The sequence below is a fragment of the Rubrobacter taiwanensis genome, from assembly GCF_004337705.1.
Lineage (GTDB): Bacteria > Actinomycetota > Rubrobacteria > Rubrobacterales > Rubrobacteraceae > Rubrobacter_C > Rubrobacter_C taiwanensis.
On sequence record NZ_SKBU01000037.1, the window covers coordinates 24,022 to 42,376 of the forward strand.

Genomic DNA, 18,355 nt, shown 5'->3' on the forward strand with positions numbered 1-18,355 from the left:
CTGGTCCGTGCTGCTGCACCCCTCCGGCCTCCTCTCAGTCCACCTTCTCGACGACCATGGCGATGCCCTGCCCCACCCCTATGCACATGGTGGCAAGCCCGTAGCGCACCTCTTCTCTGCGCTTCATCTCGTGCACGAGGGTGGTGAGTATCCTGGCCCCCGAGCACCCGAGAGGGTGCCCCAGGGCTATGGCTCCCCCGTTGGGGTTGAGCCTCTCGTCCTCGGGGTCCATCCCCCACTCGTAGAGCACCGCCAGGCTCTGTGCCGCGAACGCCTCGTTCAGCTCGATGAGCCCCACTTCGTCCATCCCGATGCCGGCCCGATCCAACGCCTTCCTCGTCGCCGGTACGGGCCCTATGCCCATCACCCGGGGCGGCACCCCGGCAACCCCTATGCTCCTTATCTTCGCCAGGGGCTCGAGCCCGTGGGCCCTCGCGTACTCCCCGGAGACCACAAGCACCGCCGCGGCCCCGTCGTTCAAGGGAGAGGAGTTGCCCGCGGTCACCGTGCCCCCCTGCTTGAAGACGGGCTTGAGCTTCGCGAGCTTCTCCAGAGAGGTGTCGCGCCTGGGCCCCTCGTCGGCCTCGACGAGCCTCTCCTCCTTGCGGGTCTTCACCGGCACGGGAACGATCTCGTCCCTGAAGCGCTTCGCATCCTGGGCGGCAACCGCCTTCTGGTGGCTCCTCAGGGCGAAGCGGTCCTGCTTCTCGCGCGAGATGTCGTAGCCCTCGGCGAGCTCCTCGGGCTTCTGCTCCTCGGCGGTGAGCTTGAAGCGCTCCTGGACGAGGTTCTCCGCGGTCATCCCCAAAGAGTCGGTGTGGCCCATCTGCTCCATCCTGGGGTTCGTGAGCCGCCAGCCCAGCGTCGTGTCGTACATGGTCGTATGTCCGGTGGGGTAGGCCCTCTCCGGCTTCGGCACCACCCACGGCGCCCGGCTCATGGACTCCACCCCGCCGCCCACGTAGACGTCGGCCTCCCCGAGCATGATGGCCCTCGCCGCCTGGGAGACGGCCTCGAGCCCCGAGCCGCACAGGCGGTTTACCGTGGCTCCTGCCACCCCTTCCGGGAAGCCCGCCAGCAGCAGGCTCATCCTGGCGACGTTGCGGTTGTCCTCCCCCGCCTGGTTGGCGCACCCGAAGTAGACGTCCTCCACCTCGGAGGGAGGTACGCCGGTGCGCTCCATGAGGGCCTCCAGCGCCAGAGCCCCCAGGTCGTCGGGCCTCACCGGGCTCAAGGCCCCGCCATGTCTGCCGATGGGGGTCCTCACCGCCCCCACGATCCAGGCCTCGCCGACTCCTCCGTACGCCATCAAACTCACACTCCTCTAACCGGTAATCCGTCCGGCTCCTTTTCTGGACGCCTCCGTGCGGGCCTTCAGCTCCCTCAAGACCTCCAGCTCCTCCCGGGCAGGCGGCTCGGTCGTCTCGAGGTCTTCGGAGACGCGCAGCTTCCAGCCCGTCTCCCGCTGCACATCGTCCACGCTCACACCGGGGTGCAAGGCGGTGAGGGTCAGCTCCCTGCTCTCGGGGTCGGGCCTCAGAACGCCGAGGTCGGTGATCACGGCCACCGGCCCCGCCCCCGGATAGCCCAGCCCCTTGCGCGATTCGCCGCCCTCGAGGTGCCCGACGGAGGTGATGAAGTCCAGCCTCTCTACGAAAGCCCGCCGCTTGTGCCGGAGCATCACTATAACCTCTTTAGCAGAGGCGGCTATCTCGGGGGCCCCTCCCGCTCCGGGAAGGCGGACCTTGGGGGTGCGGTAGTCCCCTATGACGGTGGTGTTGAGGTTGCCGTAGCGGTCTATCTGCGCGGCCCCCAGGAATCCGACGTCTATCCTTCCCGCCTGCAGCCAGTAGTTGAAGATCTCCGGCACCGAGACCACAGAATCCGCGTACTCGGCCAGCTCCCCGTCTCCTATGCTGAGCGGCAGGACCTCAGGCCTGGCCCCGATGGCACCCGATTCGTAGACGAGAATGGCGCCCGGCGCGTGAGTCTTCCGCGCCAGGTTCGCAGCCTCCGAGGGAAGCCCTATCCCCACGAAGCACACCACCCCGTCTTTCAGCTCCCTCGCGGCGGCGATCGACATCATCTCATCCGCGGTGTAGGCGCTCAAGCCTTGATCACCTCTTCCTTCCGGATGCTCTTCAGGTGGGAAGCGTAGTCCTCAACCTCCAGCACGTGCCGTTCCATCCACTGCAGAAACTTCTCCCGCTCGCGGCTGATCCCGTCCCACTCCTCGTAGAAGGTATTGTCCCGGGGGTAGTAGCCGTGCGCGTAGGAGGGATAGGCCCCGCCGGGCACGGCACAAACGGCGTCGACGGCCACCGAGGGCAAGACGATCTGGAAGGGTTTCGGCTCGAACTTCTCCACGACTTCCTCGACCGTAACGATGACACGCTCCGCGGCCAGTGCGGCCTCCTTCTGGATGCCCGTTATCCCCCAGATGGCCACGTTGCCCTTGCGGTCGGCCTGCTGAGCGTGGATTATAGTTACGTCCGGATTGAGCGCGGGGACGGCCATGAGCTGCTCGCCCGTAAACGGGCACCTCACGGGAGCAATGGTCTCCGTGACTTCGGGCAGATCCGTGCCGACATACCCCCTCAGCACGGCAAACGGCAGGTTGGACGCCCCGGCCACATAGCGGTTCGCCATCCCGGCGTGGGAGTGCTCCTCTATCTCGAGCGGGCGCGGCCAGCCGTTCTCGATGGCGTCCCTGAATCGGTGCAGAGAGCCCACGCCAGGGTTCCCTCCCCAGGAGAAGATGAGCTTATCTGCGCAGCCCATCCCGATCATCTGGTCGTAGATGAGATCCGGGGTCATGCGGATGAGCGTCAGGTGACGCTTCCCCTGGCGGATGATCTCGTGCGCCGCAGCCGAGGGAATGAGGTGCGTAAAGCCCTCAAGCGCTACCGAGATCCCATCCCGGACCAGTTCACCTACCGCTTCCCGCAGATCTACTACCTTATCCACCGCTCTCCCTCACCGGTGCCGCCATACAACCGGATTCCTCCCGCGCGTGCCGAAACGCCCTTTTCTCCATCCTGACATTTTGATGCTCCCGAAGCTATAGCGCAAATACCGAATGCATCCAGTAGATATATCTTTCAGGTATACTACCGGCATGGATCTGCGGCGTCTGAGATATTTTGTGGCGGTTGCGGAGGAGCGGAGCTTCAACCGCGCGGCCCGGCGGCTACACATGGCGCAGCCGCCCTTGAGCACCCAGATCAAGCAGCTGGAGAAGGAGCTGGGAGTCCGGCTCTTCGAGAGGAGCAGCCGGGGCGTGAGGCTGACGGAGGCCGGGGAGCTGCTTCTGGAGGAGGCGCAGCGCATCTTCGTGCAGCTGGATCAGACCGTCAGCATCGTGCGGCGGGTGGGGCACGGCGAGGTGGGCCGGCTCACGCTGGGGTTTGTGCCCTCGGCCTCGAATGAGGCGCTGCCGACCATTCTGCGCGCGTTCAGAGACCGCTTTCCGGAGGTCGAGCTCTTCCTGCGCGAGATGCGTCCGGACCGGATCGTGCAGCGGCTGCATGATGGGCAGATAGACGCGGGCTTCCTCTACCTGCCGCTGGAAGACGCCTCGCTCAACGTAGAGTGTGTCTCGCGCGAGGCGCTGGTTTTGGCGCTGCCGGAGACCCATTCTCTCGCCTCGGAGCCCGAGGTCGAGCTGCGGGCTCTGGCGGACGAGCCTTTTATCTTGCCCGCGCGCTATCAGAGGATGCCGGGGCTCTACGGGCAGGTCACGGAGACGTGCCGCAGGGCCGGCTTCGTTCCCGATGCGGTACAGAAGGACGTGTGGCTGATGCAGACCATCGTCGGGCTGGTCGCCGCGGGCATCGGTGTGGCCCTGGTACCGGCCTCGGTGCGGAACCTGCGGCGGACGGGCGTGGTCTACCGGCCGGTGCGCGGGCTCTCGCCCACGGTGGAGCTGGGTGTGATCTGGCGCCGGGAGGACACCGGGGCGGTCCTGAGCTCGTTCCTGCAGGTGGTGCGGGAGGAGTCTCGAGACAGGTCCGCCTCGGCGCGGGAAGAGCTCTGTTAGAATTCCCCGTGTCAGGGGTGAAACGGAGCGGGAGGCGGAAGATGCGAGCCGAGGAGATCCAGGGTCTTACCGTGGGCGGGCTGCTAGATCTGGTGGCCGGGCGGCGTCCGGATCACGACGCGCTGGTCTATCCGGAGCACGGTCTGCGCTACTCCTACGCTGAGTTCAGGGAGGTCGTCGAGCAAGCGGCGCGCGCCCTCATGGCGCTCGGGGTCAAGAAGGGAGATCACGTCTCCATCTGGGCCCAGAACCTGCCGGAGTGGGTGATACTGCAGTTTGCGACCGGCAAGATCGGGGCCGTACTCGTCACCGTCAACCCGGCCTACCGCTCGGCGGAGCTGGAGTACGTTCTGGACCAGTCGGACACCACCACCCTCTTCCTCTCCACCGGTGTGAAGGGCGCGGACTTCCCCCAGATCGTCTACGACACCGTTCCCGATCTTGCCGGCTCCGAGCCCGGCAGGCTTAGCTACGAGAAGCTTCCATACCTCAAGAACGTGGTCGTCTTCGACGATGGAGAGCACCCCGGCATGTTCCGCTGGCGGGACGTGATGGAGCTGGCGGACCGGGTAACACCGGAAGAGCTGGCCGAGCGCCAATCCTCGCTCGACGCCGAGGAAGTTATCAACATGCAGTACACCTCCGGGACTACCGGCTTCCCCAAAGGCGTGCAGCTCACGCACTCCAACATTGTCAAGAACGCCTTCTACATCGGCGAGTGCATGAAGCTGGGCCCGGAGGATAGGGTCTGCATCCCGGTCCCGTTCTTCCACTGCTTCGGGTGCGTACTCGGGACGCTCAACACCGTCACGCACGAGGGTACGATGGTGCCGGTCGAGCAGTTCGACCCGGAGAAGGTGCTAAGGGCCATCCACGAGGAGCGCTGCACGGCGGTGCTCGGGGTGCCGACGATGTTCATAGCGGAGCTCGAGCACCCCAACTTCGAGCGGTACGACACTTCATCGCTCAGGACCGGCATCATGGCCGGAAGCCCGTGCCCGATTGAGGTTATGAAGAAGGTAGTGGACGTGATGGGGGCCTCGGAGATAACCATCGCCTACGGCCAGACGGAGGCCTCCCCCGTCATAACCCAGACGCGGACCGAAGACCCGATAGAGCTCCGGGTCTCCACCGTGGGCCGGGCGCTGCCGGACGTGGAGGTGAAGATAGTGAGCCTGGAGACCGGCGAGGAGGTCGGTCCGGGCGAGCAGGGCGAGCTCTGCACCCGCGGCTACCACGTCATGCGCGGCTACTACAAGATGGAGGAGAGGACCCGCGAGGTCATAGACGAGGACGGCTGGCTGCACACCGGGGATCTCGCGGTCATGGACGAGAACGGGTACGTCAGGATCACGGGCCGGGCGAAGGACATGATCATCCGCGGAGGAGAGAACATCTACCCGCGCGAGATCGAGGAGTTCCTCTACACCCACCCGAAGATAAGCGACGTGCAGGTCTACGGCGTCCCGGACGAGAAGTACGGCGAGCAGGTCGCAGCCGCCATCAAGGTCAAGCCGGGCGAAGAGCTCACCGCGGAGGAGGTGCGGGAGTTCTGCCGGGAGAGGATAGCCCGCTACAAGATCCCACACTACATAGACTTCGTGGACGAGTACCCGATGACGGCGAGCGGCAAGATCCAGAAGTACAAGCTGCGCGAGGCCGCAATCGAGAGGTACGGCTTGCAAAAGGCCGCCGCGACGGAGACCGCGTAGCAAGGGAAGATAAGACAACCGGAGCCCGAAGGCTCCGGTAGGGTACCATTTGCCGAGTTTACGGCAAGGGGGTCGAGGCGTCCCGGATCAGGACCACCGTCTGCGCCTTCCCTTGGTGGAAGCCCGAGCGGGGATCGAGCGGATCGCTGGGTTTCACCGCGCTGCTTATGATCCAGGTGCCCTCGGTTAGCGTCCTCACGGTGGTGTCCGAGACCGACTCCATCTCGTCGTTCTTCAGGAGCAGTCCTCTCTCTTCCCCGGTGCAGTTCGCTCCGGTGTCCGTCGTCTTCCGGGCGCTCGGGCAGAAGAGGACCCGGTTCTCGCCACTGGCGTACTCGTAGAAGGTCGCCTCGGCGGTGATCAGGGCCTCATAAGTCTTGCCCGCCGGAACGGTGACCTGGACCCGCACACACTCGTTCCAGGCATTCACAGCGCTGCACTCATCGGTGAACTGCATCCCGCTCTTTATGAGCTTCATGCCGAACGCGCCGGAGTCCAGACCGTCGAGCTTGTCGGCGTTGAGGTTGGCCACCCTCGCACTAGAGTTGAGCATCATGGGGGGCTGCCCGGGTCCGACCAGCAGCCTCAGCGCAGGCCCCGGTCCCTGCTTTATGAGGGTGCTCACCGTCTTGGAGTAGTTGTTGTGTCCCAGGTGGAAGAGCCCTCTGTAGCCGCCGTGGGCGAAGACCGCCGGCGCCGATACCAAGACTAGCGCTACCACCACGGCCAGCACCGTCACCTTTCCTCTACCCAACATCCCGCGCATCTTCTTCACGTGCCGGCCTCCTTTCCCTGTACCGTTCCTTTCCGCTAGACCGAGGTTAGCTTGCGGAGGGCGACCTTCCTATCCCAGATTCCTGGGGTTTTGCGGCGTCCGCCGCCACTCCCCGCGCTACCCTTGCGGTGGCGGCACTATCTCCAGGCCGTACCTGGGGGCGACCGCCAGGAGCTTCTCGACGTCCTCCGGGCCGGGCGGGGGCGGCGGGGCGGACGGGTCCGTCGCGGGCGTGGCTATCTCCTCGAACATCTTCTCCAGCCCCGCGGGGGTGACCATGATCAGGGCCCGGCTGGTCCTCGTCCCCACGTTCTTGAACCTGTGCAGGGTGCCCCTGGGGATGTACACGAAGGAGCCCGCGCCTCCCGGGAAGGTGTGCTCGCCCTCCAGGAACTCTATCTCCCCTTCCAGCACGTAGAAGCTCTCGTCCTCCCGGTGGTGGATGTGCGGCGGCGGTCCGGCCTGCGGAGGGATTACCGCCTCCCACAGCGCGAAGGCGCCGTTCGTCTCCTCGCCCGTGACCTTGAAGGCGTACAGGTCCCCCACCAGGTACAGCAGGTTCCCCTCGCCCGGCGGGACGTACGTCACAGTCCTTTTCGCCACGTCCTCCATGCTCATCTCCTTTCCTCAGGGGAGCCTTGCCTGTACCCGGAGTCTGCCGCCGCGCCGGGCGGCAGACCAGACACACCGCACGCACACTACCCACACAGTCGCGACCGTGTGGCATTATGAGCACCGTCGGGCTTTGGTAACATGTGATGCGTAATGGAGTCGTGTTCGGGCAGAGGGCCGAGCTGAGAGCGGTTGCCGACACTTCGTTCGGGGCGCGGCTGAGACGGTTGCGGGAAGTCGCGGGTCTGACGCAGGAGGAGCTGGCGGCGCGGGCGGGACTCAGCCCCAACGCCGTCGGCGCGCTGGAGCGCGGCGTGCGGAGACGGCCCTACCCGCACACCGTCCGGTCGCTCGCAGAAGCGCTGGAGCTGTCCGAGAGCGAACGGGCTGCCCTCCTCGCTTCCGTACCGAAGCGGGGTGCTGCCGCTGCTACCGCCGCACCGGAGATCGTTGCGGAGTTCGCCGTTACGGTGCCTCACACCCCGCTCCTGGGCCGGGAACGGGAGCTGGAGGAGATCGAAGCCTTCCTGCGGAACCCGGGGGTGCGGCTGCTCACCCTTACCGGGACCGGCGGCGTGGGAAAGACGCGCCTCGCTATCCAGGCGGCGCGAGACACCGCGGGGCTCTTCCCCGACGGCGTGGCGTTTGTCGCCCTGGCATCGCTGGGGGATCCCTCCCTCGTCGTCCCGACCGTCGCGCGTTCGCTGGGTCTGAGGGAGGCAGGTGGCCAGAGCTTGGGCGAGGCCCTGCGCGCCCGCCTGCGAGGTAAGCGGCTGCTCCTGGTGCTCGACAACTTCGAGCACCTGCTGGAGGCGGCTCCCGAGGTCGCCGGGCTCATCGAAGACTGCCCCGATCTCGTCGTGCTGGCCACCAGCCGCGCTCCCCTGCGCGTCCGGGGCGAGCAGGAGTACCCGGTGGGCCCCCTGGCGCTGCCCGCCTCCACCCGGTCGCCGGCCGCGGAGGAGGTCCTCGGCTCGCCCTCCGGGCGACTCTTCGCGGAACGCGCCCGGGCGGTCTCTCCGGCCTTCAGGCTTGAAAGGGGTAACGCCGCCGTGGTCGCGGCGATCTGCTGGCGACTGGCCGGGCTGCCGCTCGCCCTGGAGCTGGCGGCGGCGAGGGTGAGGTTCCTGGACCCCGCCACGCTCCTCGCGCGCCTCGACCGGGCGTTGTCCGCGCCCTCCGGGGCGCGGGACCTTCCCGAGCGTCAGAGGACTATGTGGGCGACCCTCGACTGGAGCTACGACCTCCTTCCGGAGGCGGAGAGGGCTCTGTTCCGGCGGCTGTCGGTGTTCGCCGGGGGCTTCTCGCTTGAGGCGGCGGAGGAGGTGGGCGCGTCGGGGAGCATCGCCGCCGAAGACGTGCTGGAGCTCCTCGGACGGCTGGTCGAGCAGTCGCTGGTCGCGGCGGAGCCCGCCGGGGAGGAAGGCGGGGTGCGCTACGGGATGCTGGAGCCGGTGCGACAGTACGCGCGGGAGAAGCTGGTGGAGAGCGGGGAGGCCGAAGATGCTCAACGGCGACACGCCGCCTACTTCTTGCGTCTGGCGGAGGAGGCGGAGCCGGCCCTGATCGGCCCGGAGGAAGAGGTCTGGATGGACAGGCTCCAGCGCGAGCACGACAACCTCCGAGCAGCCCTGCGGTGGGCGAAGGAGCGGGGCGAGGTCGAGGCCGGGCTCCGCCTCGTCGGGGCGCTGAACTGGTTCTGGTGGATGCGCGGGTATCTCGCCGAGGGGCGCGGCTGGATCGAGGGCTTCCTGGAGGCCGCGCACGGCCTCCGAGCCACCGACGGCACGCGGGCCAGAGCCCTGCTCGGGGCGGGCAGGTTGGCTATCGCCCAGGGCGACCTCGACAGGTCTTTCGCGTTCCTTGAGCAGAGCCTCGCGATGTATCGCAGGCTCGGGGACGAGGCCGGCATCGCCGGGCTCCTCGCCGAGCTTGGGCAGGCGGCGCGCGCCCGGGGCGATGATGAGCGGGCGGAGGCGCTGAGCGAAGAGGGCCTGCGCCTGAGCAGGGCCCTGCAGGACCGCAGGTCCGCCGCCATCTCGCTCATCACCCTGGGGAACATCGCCCGCCGCCGGGGCGACCTCGGACGGGCGGCGGATCTTTTCGAGGAGGCTCTCGCGCTCTTCAAGGAGCTGGGCCACGGGCGGGGCCTGGCCTACTCCTTATGCAACCTCGGCGTCGTGGCGCTCGAACGCGGCGAGGCCGGACGCGCCCTGGAACTGCACCAGGAGAGCCTCGGACTCTACGAGGCGCTCAAGGACAAGGCGGGACGGGCCTTCGCCCTGACGAATCTCGGAGATACGGCGCATGCTCTGGGAGAGGAGGACCGGGCCTTCTCCCTCTACGAGGAGAGCCTGGCCCTGCACCGTAAGCTGGGCAACAAGAGGGGCATCGAGCGCGCCCTCAAACGACTCGAACGGGGACGGCAGAGCGCGAAGCTCCGGGAGGCGTAGCCACCTGAAGAGGTTCCGGGCGTAGTTTTCCTCCCTATCCCGGCTGCGCTTTCTGGTACATCAGGGACCGCCCGAAAAGTCCGGATGGATCCAAACCGAAGCCCTTGCGAACCGACGAAACGTGGCGAAGAGTTCCCATGCCCTTCCCGCTCATGACGGCGAGGCGGGAGTTCGAGAGGGTTTCGGCTACGGCCTGGTTCTCTCTTCGCTGTAGCTAGACGACTACCAGTCGCCGTCCTTCACATAAGGATGACTCCATAAGATCACAGACAGCATCAGAGCCTTGGTCCAGGCCTGGTGCATCTTGTCCACCTCTTCGTCACTATGGTCTTTCCGAGCCAGGAAGGGGCGGATGGCAGACATAGGATAGACGACGGCCCATAGGTAGCGGAAATGCACGATAGGCACAGAGTCCACATTGTCGGTCTGGTTCTTCTTGGTGCGATGGTGGCGCAGGCCGATCTCATGCTGGTAGTTGAGCCAGTCCTGGTCGTAGGTGCGGTTGCAGGTGTCGAAGATCCACTGAACGAAGCGTGGGTGAGCAGCCCCTAGGTACCGTTCGTCCGGCGTGCCATCGGGTCCTGCGAAGTAGGACATGAAGATGGGACCGAAGAGGCTCATCCAGTGCTCGAAGAGGGCGTCTGTCTGGTCGGAGAGGGCCTCCCCAACCATGCGCAGGTACTCGTGATCCTCCTCGCTGAACTGGATGGTCTGCTTGAGCTTCTCAAGATCCTCAAGAGAAACAGGCGATCGGGCGACTTCTGCGGTGCCGTAGGTGTAACCTGGAATATCTGCCATGGTGGTTGGTGTGCCTCCTTCCTCTCCCGCTTTCCCTTAGCGGTTAGCTCCTACACACCCGCATGTTGGCACACAGCGACGCCTGGCGCATCTGTAGCAAGGTCTATTGCACTCAGCACTGTGGATCTGGAACGGGCTGTACTCCCCCAGCCTGACAAAAAGGCACAAGCCTTGCCGGGCTGCTCTCAGAGTGCGTCCAACTTGCCTAATATGGGGCCTTTTCGAGCAACGGTGCGTCAAACGGCCTGCAATGGTCTTTCCCTCATTTCTTCGACAACCTGTACCCAACGCTGTTGAGGTGGCTGCGAGGCATAGGCGAGAGGGGCTGGGAGTCCTACCGCTCGGAAGGCGGCGGTCCTTCGACCGTGAGACCGTGGCGCTCGGCGAGCACGGGGATGGAACCCAGGTCCATCTCCAGCCCGTACCTGGCCATTATGGCGCCGAGCGCTCGCTCGTCGGGAGGCCCGTTGTGGGCGGGCGGGAGCAGCGGCGCCACCTCCGCGAAGTAGCGCTCGAAGCCTGCGGGGGAGATGATCTCCAGCGCCCGCGCCGGCCCGTCCCCCACGTTCCAGAAGGCGTGCGGCACGCCCCGGGGCTTGAAGACGAGGTCCCCGGGCCGGGCCACGCGGACCTCGTCGCCGACCTGGACGCCGATCTCTCCCTCCAGCACGTAGGTGTACTCGTCCTCGTACCGGTGGGTGTGCACCGGCGCGGCAAGCGCCCGCGGCCCGATCGGGTGCTCTACCAGCGCGAAACTGCCGCCGCTCTCCTCCGCCCCGACCATGAACCGCACGCCGAGCCCGCCGATCACCACCTTCTCACCCTCGTTCGCCGCCAGCACGATACGCGCCCGCGAGTCTCCTTTTACGCCCATGAACGGTCTCCCTTCCCTGTTTCGCCGATGTTTCGTTGCCCTGGCCCCACCGGGCGACTCCCCGCCCGGAGACACCTCTGCCGAAAAGCGTAGAGAGGATCGGGTTTATCAACACTCCCTCAATCGCGGCCCCTCCCGGTCACTCCCCGGGAGGCGGCGGTATCTCGCAGCCGTACTTCGCGGCGGTGGCCACGAGCCTCTCCACGTCCGGCGGGCCATCCTGGACCGGCGGGGAGGACCTGTCGGTGGCCGGCTCTCCGGCCTCGAAGAAGAACCTCTCGAAGCCGCCCGGCACGACCGTCACCAGGAACCTGGCGGGCGCCGCTCCCACGTTCTTGAAGGTGTGCATGGTCCCTTTGGGGACGTGGATGAAGGAGCCGGCCCCGGCCCCGACGGTGTTGCCGCCGACCAGGAACTCCAGCTCGCCTTCGAGGACGTAGAAGGTCTCGTCCTCGCGGTGGTGGAGGTGCGGCGGCGGGCCACCTCCGGGAGGGGAGAGCGTCTCCCAGAGCGCGAAGGCTCCGCCGGTGTCCTCGCTCACCGCCTTGAACGTGTACAGGTCGCCCAGAAGCCACACCGATTCGCCCTCTCCGGGCGGGAGGTAGGTGGCGCTCCGATTGCTCGTCTCCACGGTCCTGCTCCTTCCGGGTTGTGTCCGACATTGCTAAAATGAAATGTAGCATGTGGTACGAGAGCCGGGTATCCCAGATCTCTGGGATATTTGCGATCCGGTCCGGTTGTGAAGGGTGGGCGATGGAGACTCCGTACTCTCTGGAGGAACGGGCCTTCCGGGAGATCAAACGCCTCTGCTACGCGGGGCTCGACGCGAGGGCGCTCCGGCTCGAAGTAGCCGAGGTCTTGAGGCGTGTGGTGCCGTTCGACAGGCACTGCCTCTTCACCTCGGACCCTTGGAGCGGGCTGCCGACCGACGTGGTGGTGGAGAGGGTGGGGGAGGAGGAGATGCGCTTCTTCCTCGAGAACGTCATGTTCGAGGACGGGGTGAACACCTACGACTGGATGGTGCGGAGCCGGCGGCCGGTAGCGCTGCTCTCCGAGGGCACCGGCGGCAGGCTCGAGCGGGCCCTGCGGTACCGCGAGATCCTTGCGCCCAACGGTTTCGGTTATGAGCTGAGGAGCGTCTTTGCCGTCGGCCGGCTTCCCTGGGGCGGCGCGGAGCTTGCCAGGGAGCGCGGGCGTTCCGACTTCGACGCCCGAGAGGTAGCGTTCGTCCGGCGCGTCGCTCCCCACCTCGGGGCCGGGCTCAAGGCGGCGGTGTTGCGCGAGCAGGCTTTGCCGGAGGCGGAGGGAGGGAACGTTTCGGGGGTCTTGACCCTGGACCGCCGTATGCGGGTGATACAGCACACGAAGGCCGCGGAGGATCTGTTGCGGGAGATCGGGGACCTCGGGCCGGGGTGGCTCGAGGGCGAGGGGCTTCCGGCGGTTGTCTGCGCGGTGGTGGGCGCGCTGCGGAGCGCCCTCGATCCTGGGGCCGGTGCGGATGGCGAGTCCGCACCGCGCGTCTGCGTCAGGGCACGCTCGGGGCGCTGGATGACGCTTCAGGCCGACCTCACCGAGCCGACCGGCGCCCGCCCGAGCGAGGTGGTGGTCGTCATCGAGCCGGCGGGACCCAAAGAGGTGGGGTGGCTGCACATGGCTGCCTACGGGCTGAGCCCCCGGGAGCGGGAGATCGTAGAGCTCATCGTTCGCGGGGCCCAGAACAGGGAGATAGCCGCTGCTCTGTACATCTCCGAGTACACCGTCCAGGATCACCTCAAGAGCATCTTCGAGAAGGTTGGGGTGCGGGGTCGAGGCGCGCTGGTGAAGAAGCTCTTCCTAGGCACCATCTTTTCGTAGCTCTTTGGATAGTCTCTCCCGAGAACCAGAGCAGAGGCCCCGGTTATAACTGCGTGGACGAGTACTAATGGCCGTGAGTGGCAGCACGGAGCGCGCATTTGCCCCGTCAGACGGCACGGCCTAAACTAGTCGGAGGAATCCGCGCGTGAAAAGCAGAAAGGACGAGACGCATGAGCATAGAGCGCATGGTTCTGGCGCTGGGCATAGCCATCGCCGTAGGCACGGTGCTGGTCACGATCTTCGCGATAATCTCCTTCATCGCCGGGGCTCACCACCCCTGATCTCCAGCGCCTTCCGGGCGGTCCGGAATAGCCCGGAGAACCGGGTGAGAGCGTTCCGCGGCAACAGGCTGCGGCTCTTCCCGCGATCCCGGAGCTTTCGCCTTGCCCGGGCTGCTTCCGCCGCGCGCAGCAGATCCCGCCGGTGCTGCCGGTACGTATCGTACTCGTACATCTCTCGTCTCCCTCCTGCCGATCTTCCGGATCAAGGCTAACCGGAAGCTAAACGCCGGGGACCGGCCGTCGGGCGGGAGACTCGCCCGCGAAATCGTACGGGGAGGCGACCTGTACCGGGGTACAGGCTCTAGAGCTCCACGAGGCCGCGCCGGGCGGCTAAGGAGACGAGCTCGGTGCGGTTGTTCGCGCCTAGCTTCCGCATGAGGGAACTGATGTGGAACTTGACGGTGCGCTCGCTGATAAAGAGGCGGGAGGCGATCTCCTTGTTCTGCAGCCCCCGGGCCAGGAGCCGGAGGACCTCCAGTTCGCGGGGCGTCGGCCTCCCGGGGCTCCCCTCTTCCCCGCTGACGTGCCGCAGGAGTTTTCTGGCAACCACGGGCTGCAGCAGCGAGCCGCCCGAGTAAACCACGCGGATGGCGTCGAAGATCTCCTCCCGGGTGGTTCCCTTGAGCAGATAGCCATGAGCTCCGGCATGGACGGCGCCCAAGATACGCTCGTCGGTATCGAAGGCGGTCAGCACCAGCACCCGCGCCTCCATTCCCGACTCCTTCAGGCGCTTTAGAACCTCCACGCCGTCCATTCCGGGCATCTCCAGGTCCAGCAGCACCACGTCCGGTCTGAGGCGCTCGGCCTCCCGCACTGCCTCCTCTCCGTCTCCCGCCTCCCCCACAACCTCGAAGTCCGGCTGGGTGCCGAGCACGGCCGCGAGTCCCTCCCGGAGCACCGGGTGGTCGTCGGCGAGGAGTATGCGGATCATGACCCCTCCAGAGGGAGGGCCACCTCCACACGTGTACCCGTCCCGGGCGTGCTCTCCAGGTTCAGCTCCCCGCCCAGCAGCCGGACCCTTTCGTTCAGCCCCACGAGCCCGAACCTCCCCTCCGGGATGCGCCCGGGGTCGAAGCCCGCCCCATCGTCCTCGACCACCAGCCTCACGCTCCCCGGCTCCGCCGTGAGCTCGATGCTCACCTTCCGGGCCCCGGCGTGCCGCACGACGTTGGCCAGCGCTTCCTGACAGATGCGGTAGATGCCGGTCTCCACGCGGACCGGAAGCGGGCGGTGTTCTCCGGTGGCCCGCAACTCCACCCGCAGGCCACCCCGCTCGCCGGCTTCCTCCGCGAGCCGGCGCAGGGCCTCGGGCAGGGTGCTGTCCTCAAGCGGCGCGGCGCGCAGGTCCATCACCGACCGGCGCGCCTCTTCCAGGCCGGCGCGCGTGAGCTCCAGAGCCCGCCGCACGGCGGTCCGGGCCCGGCCGGGCTCCATCTCCATCAGGGCGTCGGCGGTCTCCAGCTGCAGGGCGGCCGCCGTGAGCCCCTGGGCGAGGGTGTCGTGAATCTCGCGCGCCAGGCGGTTGCGCTCCTCGACCGCCCCGAGCCGGACGTTGCGGGCCGAGAGCCGGGCGCGCTCGACGGCTACACCCAGGAAGTCCCCGACGGTATACAGCAGCTGCAGCTCCTCCGGAGAGAGCCGCCGCCACTCCGGGCTCGCCACGTTGAGCACGCCGAGCTTCTTCCTCCCGGCGTAGAGCGGGATGCTGGAGTGGTAGCGCAGGCCGCCGGTCCCGTCCACAAGCCCGGCGAGCCGGCTGCACCCCACGACGTTAACGTTGGCCGCACCGCGCATGTCTCCGGCCCGGTAGGTGTCCAGGCAGTAGCACCCGCCCTCCATGCGCCGGGGGTTACCGGCCAGTCCCGGTGGCAGGTTCTGCGCAGCGGCCAGATACGGCTCACCGGTGCTCTCGTTCAGGAGCCAGACCCACCCTGCCTTGAGGTTCATGAGGTCCACAGTCCGGGCCAGAGCGGAGCGCAGCAGCGCGTCCAGGTCCCCGGAGCGGTTGACCTCCCGGGCGATGGCGTTCAGGATCGAGAGCTCCCGGTTGCGCCGCCGCAGCTCACTCTCTGCCGCTCCCTCCCGGAAAGCACCTCCGTCGCGCTCGGTGTACACATCACCAAGTTTATAATAGTTTATGCGGCCCGTGGGTCCCGGCTGGGAGAGGGTGAACTGACGTGACTCCGGAGAGAATCAGAGCGGCAAAGCTGCGCGGCGTAGTAGACCGCCGGGGGTCGGGATCCATGCTGGGATTCTTCAGAGACCTCTGGACGCTTATGAGCCTCGAGGCCCTCAAGCGCACCGTGCGGGAGTTTCAGAGGGACGACGTAACGGCGCTGGCCGCCCAGCTGGCATACTACCTGGTCCTGGCCATCTTCCCCCTGCTGCTCTTCCTGGTCGCGCTGCTGGGGACCTTCGGCAGCCAGGATCTCGCCGAGAGCGTGCTCGGCTACTTCCGGCAGGTCGTTCCGGTACAGGTCTACGAGCTCATCGACACATACCTGGGCAACGTCCTCTCCGGAGAACGGCCGGCGCCGGGTCTGGTCTCCTTCGGCATCCTGGCCACCATCTGGGCGGTGTCCAACGCGTTCGCGGCCCTCATCCACGCGCTCAACAAGACCTACGACGTGGAGGAGACCCGGCCCTTCTGGAAGGTGCGCCTGCTCTCCGTCTTGATGACCTTCGGGCTGTCGGTCTTCATCATCCTGGGCGTCCTGCTTTTAGTCGGCGGCTCCGCCCTGGGGGGCTGGCTGGCCGGGCTCCTCGGCATGGGCGAGCTCTTCGAGGTGGTCTGGAACCTCGCGCGGTGGCCCATAGCGCTCCTCCTGCTGGGCGTCGCGCTGGCGCTGATCTACTACTTCGCCCCGGATGTGGAGCAGCCTTTTCGCTGGATCACCCCCGGAGGCGTGATCGGGCTGCTGCTCTGGGTTCTGGCGAGCCTGGCCTTCTCCTACTACGTCAACAACTTCGGCGCCTACGACCGCACCTACGGCTCCATCGGGGCCGTGATCGTGCTCCTGCTGTACCTGTACATATCCTCGATCATGATCCTCTTCGGCGCGGAGTTGAATGCAACGCTGGCCAAGATGAAGGAGGAGCGCTCCGGGAAGCAGATAATCGAGGGAAGGCCGGAGGAGTGCTAGAGACCGCTTCTGAACCTCCGCTCCTCTTCCGCGTCCATTGCATAGCCGTGGACCTCCTCCGGGAACCGGCCCTCCTTGACCTCGGAGACGTATCGGCCCGCCGCCTCCACGATCGTCCCGGCGAGGTTTGCATAGCGTTTCAGGAAACGCGGGCTCAGCTCCTCCTGCAACCCGAGCATGTCCGGCGTGACGAGCACCTGCCCGTCGCACCCCGCTCCGGCCCCGATCCCGATCACCGGCACCTCCAGCGCCCGACTGATAGCCTCCCCCACCGGAGCGGGAACTGCTTCGACCACGACCATGAAGGCCCCGGCGGCTTGCAGATCCCGCGCGCCCTGTAGCAGCTCCCGCGCCTCCGCAGCGGTCTTGCCCTGCACCCGGAAACCGCCGTACCTGCCCGCCGACTGCGGCAGAAGCCCGACGTGCCCCACGACCGGGATGCCAACCCGGACCACGGCCTCCACCGCCGCAACCATCTCCGAACCGCCCTCCAGCTTCACGGCGTCGCATCCTCCCTCCTTCACCAGACGCGTCGCCGAGCGGACGGCCTGACCGGGGCTCTCGCCGTAGGAGCCGAAAGGCAGGTCCCCGACCACCAGCGCCCGGCTCGTTCCCCGCACCACGGCCTTCACGTGGTGGATCATCTCCTCCAGCGTCACGGGCACGGTGGAGTCGTAGCCCAGAGTCACCATACCCAGCGAATCCCCGACCAGGATCACCTCCACCCCGGCCCGCTCCAGCAGCCGGGCCGTGGGGTAATCATAGGCGGTCAGCATGGCGATCCGCTCGCCCCGCCGCTTCATCTCCAGAACCGAAGGTACTGTGACCCTCTCCAACCGCGCCACCTCCTGCCCTTTAGAAATCCGGCAACCCTCTGGTATAATAACGGCTCCTCGGAGGAGTGGCCGAGCGGCCGAAGGCGGCACCCTGCTAAGGTGTTATACCTCTAACGGGGTATCGAGGGTTCGAATCCCTCCTCCTCCGCTCTCCCCGGCAAGAACGGAATTTAACCCGCTTTTAACCCAACCCCCTTTGCGGGTTCGCAACACATCGTTACAATAACTCGCATGAACGGAACTCTGATCCTGCGGAGGAGCGGCTGTGAGTGACAAGGGTCCGATCATAAAACCGCACACCGTCGCGGCGGCCGGGATGGCCTCCGCCATAGCGGCTTTCTTTACCTCCAGCATCGGGGTCGCGGGGACCCTGATCGGGGCCGCGTTGACCTCCATGATCATCACCACCGCCTCGGCCTTTCTGAACGTGAAGCTTGAGAGCGCCTCCAGCAGGCTGGCCCGGATCCCGCAGACCGTGCGTCAGAGGGTCGCCACTTCGGCCCGGCCGGGCGGCGGCGGAAGCCCGGAACCCCGACCGGCTTCCGGCGGTATGAAGCTCTACGGCAGCCGGCGGCGCTTCTCGAAACTCTCGCCCCGGCGGCGCAAGTCGGTGCTGGCGACCGGTATCGCGGCTGGCGCCCTGGCGTTCTTCCTGAGCATGGGCGGGATAACGGCCGTGGAAGCCGCCGTCGGCAAGTCCTTCACCTGCTTCTGGCAAGACTGCACCGCCGAGGCGGGAATCGGCCAGCAGGCGCCGAGCACTACCCTCGGTGCGATTACCGAGCGGGCCCGGAGCGGAGCCACCGCCCCCGAGCAGCCCACCGCCCCTCAGATCCAGCAGCCCGGGAGCGTGCAGCAGGAGCAGCCCGGATGGCTGGACCGGGTGGGAGGTAGCGGCCAGCAGCAAACGCAACCCGCACCCGGCATGCAGCCCGCTCCGGGGTCTCAGCCCGCCCCGGGAACCCAGCCCCAGCCCAC

The 18,355-nt window shown here is 66.8% G+C and carries 16 protein-coding genes, 1 tRNA gene and 1 pseudogene; 7 read left to right on the forward strand and 11 right to left on the reverse strand.

Features of this window, described 5'->3' with window-relative positions:
* Nucleotides 1-34: 34 nt before the first annotated feature.
* The 3 genes from E0L93_RS14360 to E0L93_RS14370 are packed head-to-tail and all read right to left on the reverse strand — an operon-like array spanning nucleotide 35 to nucleotide 2,967.
* The gene (locus E0L93_RS14360; RefSeq protein WP_132692768.1) at nucleotides 35-1,309 is read right to left on the reverse strand and encodes a thiolase family protein; all 1,275 of its coding nucleotides are present in this window, start codon (nucleotides 1,307-1,309) and stop codon (nucleotides 35-37) included.
* A 15-nt stretch (nucleotides 1,310-1,324) separates the two neighbouring features.
* Nucleotides 1,325-2,110, reverse strand: a complete 786-nt coding sequence (locus tag E0L93_RS14365) for a CoA-transferase subunit beta (RefSeq protein WP_132692769.1) — start codon at nucleotides 2,108-2,110, stop codon at nucleotides 1,325-1,327.
* Nucleotides 2,107-2,967, reverse strand: coding sequence for a CoA transferase subunit A (locus tag E0L93_RS14370; RefSeq protein WP_132692770.1), 861 nt, complete (start codon nucleotides 2,965-2,967; stop codon nucleotides 2,107-2,109). Before E0L93_RS14370 ends, E0L93_RS14365 begins: the two co-directional genes overlap by 4 nt.
* Nucleotides 2,968-3,118: 151 nt before the next feature.
* Between E0L93_RS14370 and E0L93_RS14375 the strand changes: the two genes are divergently transcribed.
* Both E0L93_RS14375 and E0L93_RS14380 read left to right on the forward strand, forming a co-directional pair.
* Nucleotides 3,119-4,039 carry a LysR family transcriptional regulator gene (locus tag E0L93_RS14375; protein WP_132692771.1) on the forward strand — a complete coding sequence of 307 codons (921 nt, stop codon included), beginning with the start codon at nucleotides 3,119-3,121 and terminating at the stop codon, nucleotides 4,037-4,039.
* Between the two features lie 41 nt (nucleotides 4,040-4,080).
* Nucleotides 4,081-5,751 carry an AMP-binding protein gene (locus E0L93_RS14380; protein ID WP_132692772.1) on the forward strand — a complete coding sequence of 557 codons (1,671 nt, stop codon included), beginning with the start codon at nucleotides 4,081-4,083 and terminating at the stop codon, nucleotides 5,749-5,751.
* A gap of 58 nt (nucleotides 5,752-5,809) precedes the next feature.
* On the opposite strand, the gene E0L93_RS14385 is transcribed toward E0L93_RS14380, so the two are convergent.
* Nucleotides 5,810-6,508 (reverse strand): hypothetical protein, encoded by a 699-nt coding sequence (locus E0L93_RS14385; RefSeq protein WP_132692773.1) that lies wholly within the window; start codon nucleotides 6,506-6,508, stop codon nucleotides 5,810-5,812.
* A gap of 135 nt (nucleotides 6,509-6,643) precedes the next feature.
* Nucleotides 6,644-7,138: a cupin domain-containing protein gene (locus E0L93_RS14390; protein ID WP_132692774.1), complete on the reverse strand. Its 495-nt coding sequence runs from the start codon at nucleotides 7,136-7,138 to the stop codon at nucleotides 6,644-6,646.
* Between the two features lie 161 nt (nucleotides 7,139-7,299).
* On the opposite strand from E0L93_RS14390, the gene E0L93_RS14395 reads away from it, so the two are divergent.
* On the forward strand, nucleotides 7,300-9,591 hold the full coding sequence (locus E0L93_RS14395) for an ATP-binding protein (RefSeq protein ID WP_165874395.1): 2,292 nt from the start codon (nucleotides 7,300-7,302) through the stop codon (nucleotides 9,589-9,591).
* A gap of 222 nt (nucleotides 9,592-9,813) precedes the next feature.
* On the opposite strand, the gene E0L93_RS14400 is transcribed toward E0L93_RS14395, so the two are convergent.
* From E0L93_RS14400 to E0L93_RS14410, 3 genes are all read right to left on the reverse strand, one after another.
* Complete coding sequence (locus E0L93_RS14400; protein WP_132692776.1) at nucleotides 9,814-10,389, reverse strand: protoglobin domain-containing protein; 576 nt, start codon at nucleotides 10,387-10,389, stop codon at nucleotides 9,814-9,816.
* Between the two features lie 334 nt (nucleotides 10,390-10,723).
* Nucleotides 10,724-11,263, reverse strand: coding sequence for a cupin domain-containing protein (locus E0L93_RS14405; protein WP_207890528.1), 540 nt, complete (start codon nucleotides 11,261-11,263; stop codon nucleotides 10,724-10,726).
* A gap of 139 nt (nucleotides 11,264-11,402) precedes the next feature.
* Nucleotides 11,403-11,894: a quercetin 2,3-dioxygenase gene (locus E0L93_RS14410; RefSeq protein WP_132692777.1), complete on the reverse strand. Its 492-nt coding sequence runs from the start codon at nucleotides 11,892-11,894 to the stop codon at nucleotides 11,403-11,405.
* Between the two features lie 122 nt (nucleotides 11,895-12,016).
* Between E0L93_RS14410 and E0L93_RS16495 the strand changes: the two genes are divergently transcribed.
* Nucleotides 12,017-13,117, forward strand: a complete 1,101-nt coding sequence (locus tag E0L93_RS16495; RefSeq protein WP_132692778.1) for a helix-turn-helix transcriptional regulator — start codon at nucleotides 12,017-12,019, stop codon at nucleotides 13,115-13,117.
* A gap of 582 nt (nucleotides 13,118-13,699) precedes the next feature.
* Here E0L93_RS16495 and E0L93_RS14420 read toward each other — a convergent pair.
* Nucleotides 13,700-14,329 carry a response regulator gene (locus E0L93_RS14420; RefSeq protein ID WP_132692779.1) on the reverse strand — a complete coding sequence of 210 codons (630 nt, stop codon included), beginning with the start codon at nucleotides 14,327-14,329 and terminating at the stop codon, nucleotides 13,700-13,702.
* On the reverse strand, nucleotides 14,326-15,513 hold the full coding sequence (locus tag E0L93_RS14425; RefSeq protein ID WP_132692780.1) for a GAF domain-containing sensor histidine kinase: 1,188 nt from the start codon (nucleotides 15,511-15,513) through the stop codon (nucleotides 14,326-14,328). Before E0L93_RS14425 ends, E0L93_RS14420 begins: the two co-directional genes overlap by 4 nt.
* A gap of 128 nt (nucleotides 15,514-15,641) precedes the next feature.
* Here E0L93_RS14425 and E0L93_RS14430 point away from each other — a divergent pair, with 128 nt between their 5' ends.
* The gene (locus tag E0L93_RS14430; RefSeq protein ID WP_132692781.1) at nucleotides 15,642-16,541 is read left to right on the forward strand and encodes a YihY/virulence factor BrkB family protein; all 900 of its coding nucleotides are present in this window, start codon (nucleotides 15,642-15,644) and stop codon (nucleotides 16,539-16,541) included.
* Here E0L93_RS14430 and panB read toward each other — a convergent pair.
* Nucleotides 16,538-17,386 carry a 3-methyl-2-oxobutanoate hydroxymethyltransferase gene (gene panB, locus E0L93_RS14435; RefSeq protein WP_132692782.1) on the reverse strand — a complete coding sequence of 283 codons (849 nt, stop codon included), beginning with the start codon at nucleotides 17,384-17,386 and terminating at the stop codon, nucleotides 16,538-16,540. The genes E0L93_RS14430 and panB overlap by 4 nt on opposite strands.
* Before the next feature lie 50 nt (nucleotides 17,387-17,436).
* Here panB and E0L93_RS14440 point away from each other — a divergent pair.
* Both E0L93_RS14440 and E0L93_RS14445 read left to right on the forward strand, forming a co-directional pair.
* Nucleotides 17,437-17,525 (forward strand) — tRNA-Ser (locus E0L93_RS14440).
* A gap of 117 nt (nucleotides 17,526-17,642) precedes the next feature.
* A pseudogene (locus tag E0L93_RS14445) lies at nucleotides 17,643-18,355 on the forward strand (hypothetical protein); the annotation flags it as partial.

What these genes read in the sequence shown, in the direction of transcription:
- E0L93_RS14385 (WP_132692773.1), bottom strand. Translation starts at nt 6,508, where the DNA reads ATGTTGGGTAGAGGAAAGGTGACGGTGCTGGCCGTGGTGGTAGCGCTA.
- E0L93_RS14405 (WP_207890528.1), bottom strand. Translation starts at nt 11,263, where the DNA reads ATGGGCGTAAAAGGAGACTCGCGGGCGCGTATCGTGCTGGCGGCGAAC.
- E0L93_RS14400 (WP_132692776.1), bottom strand. Translation starts at nt 10,389, where the DNA reads ATGGCAGATATTCCAGGTTACACCTACGGCACCGCAGAAGTCGCCCGA.
- E0L93_RS16495 (WP_132692778.1), top strand. Translation starts at nt 12,017, where the DNA reads ATGGAGACTCCGTACTCTCTGGAGGAACGGGCCTTCCGGGAGATCAAA.
- E0L93_RS14390 (WP_132692774.1), bottom strand. Translation starts at nt 7,138, where the DNA reads ATGGAGGACGTGGCGAAAAGGACTGTGACGTACGTCCCGCCGGGCGAG.
- E0L93_RS14420 (WP_132692779.1), bottom strand. Translation starts at nt 14,329, where the DNA reads ATGATCCGCATACTCCTCGCCGACGACCACCCGGTGCTCCGGGAGGGA.
- E0L93_RS14360 (WP_132692768.1), bottom strand. Translation starts at nt 1,309, where the DNA reads ATGGCGTACGGAGGAGTCGGCGAGGCCTGGATCGTGGGGGCGGTGAGG.
- E0L93_RS14375 (WP_132692771.1), top strand. Translation starts at nt 3,119, where the DNA reads ATGGATCTGCGGCGTCTGAGATATTTTGTGGCGGTTGCGGAGGAGCGG.
- E0L93_RS14430 (WP_132692781.1), top strand. Translation starts at nt 15,642, where the DNA reads ATGCTGGGATTCTTCAGAGACCTCTGGACGCTTATGAGCCTCGAGGCC.
- E0L93_RS14380 (WP_132692772.1), top strand. Translation starts at nt 4,081, where the DNA reads ATGCGAGCCGAGGAGATCCAGGGTCTTACCGTGGGCGGGCTGCTAGAT.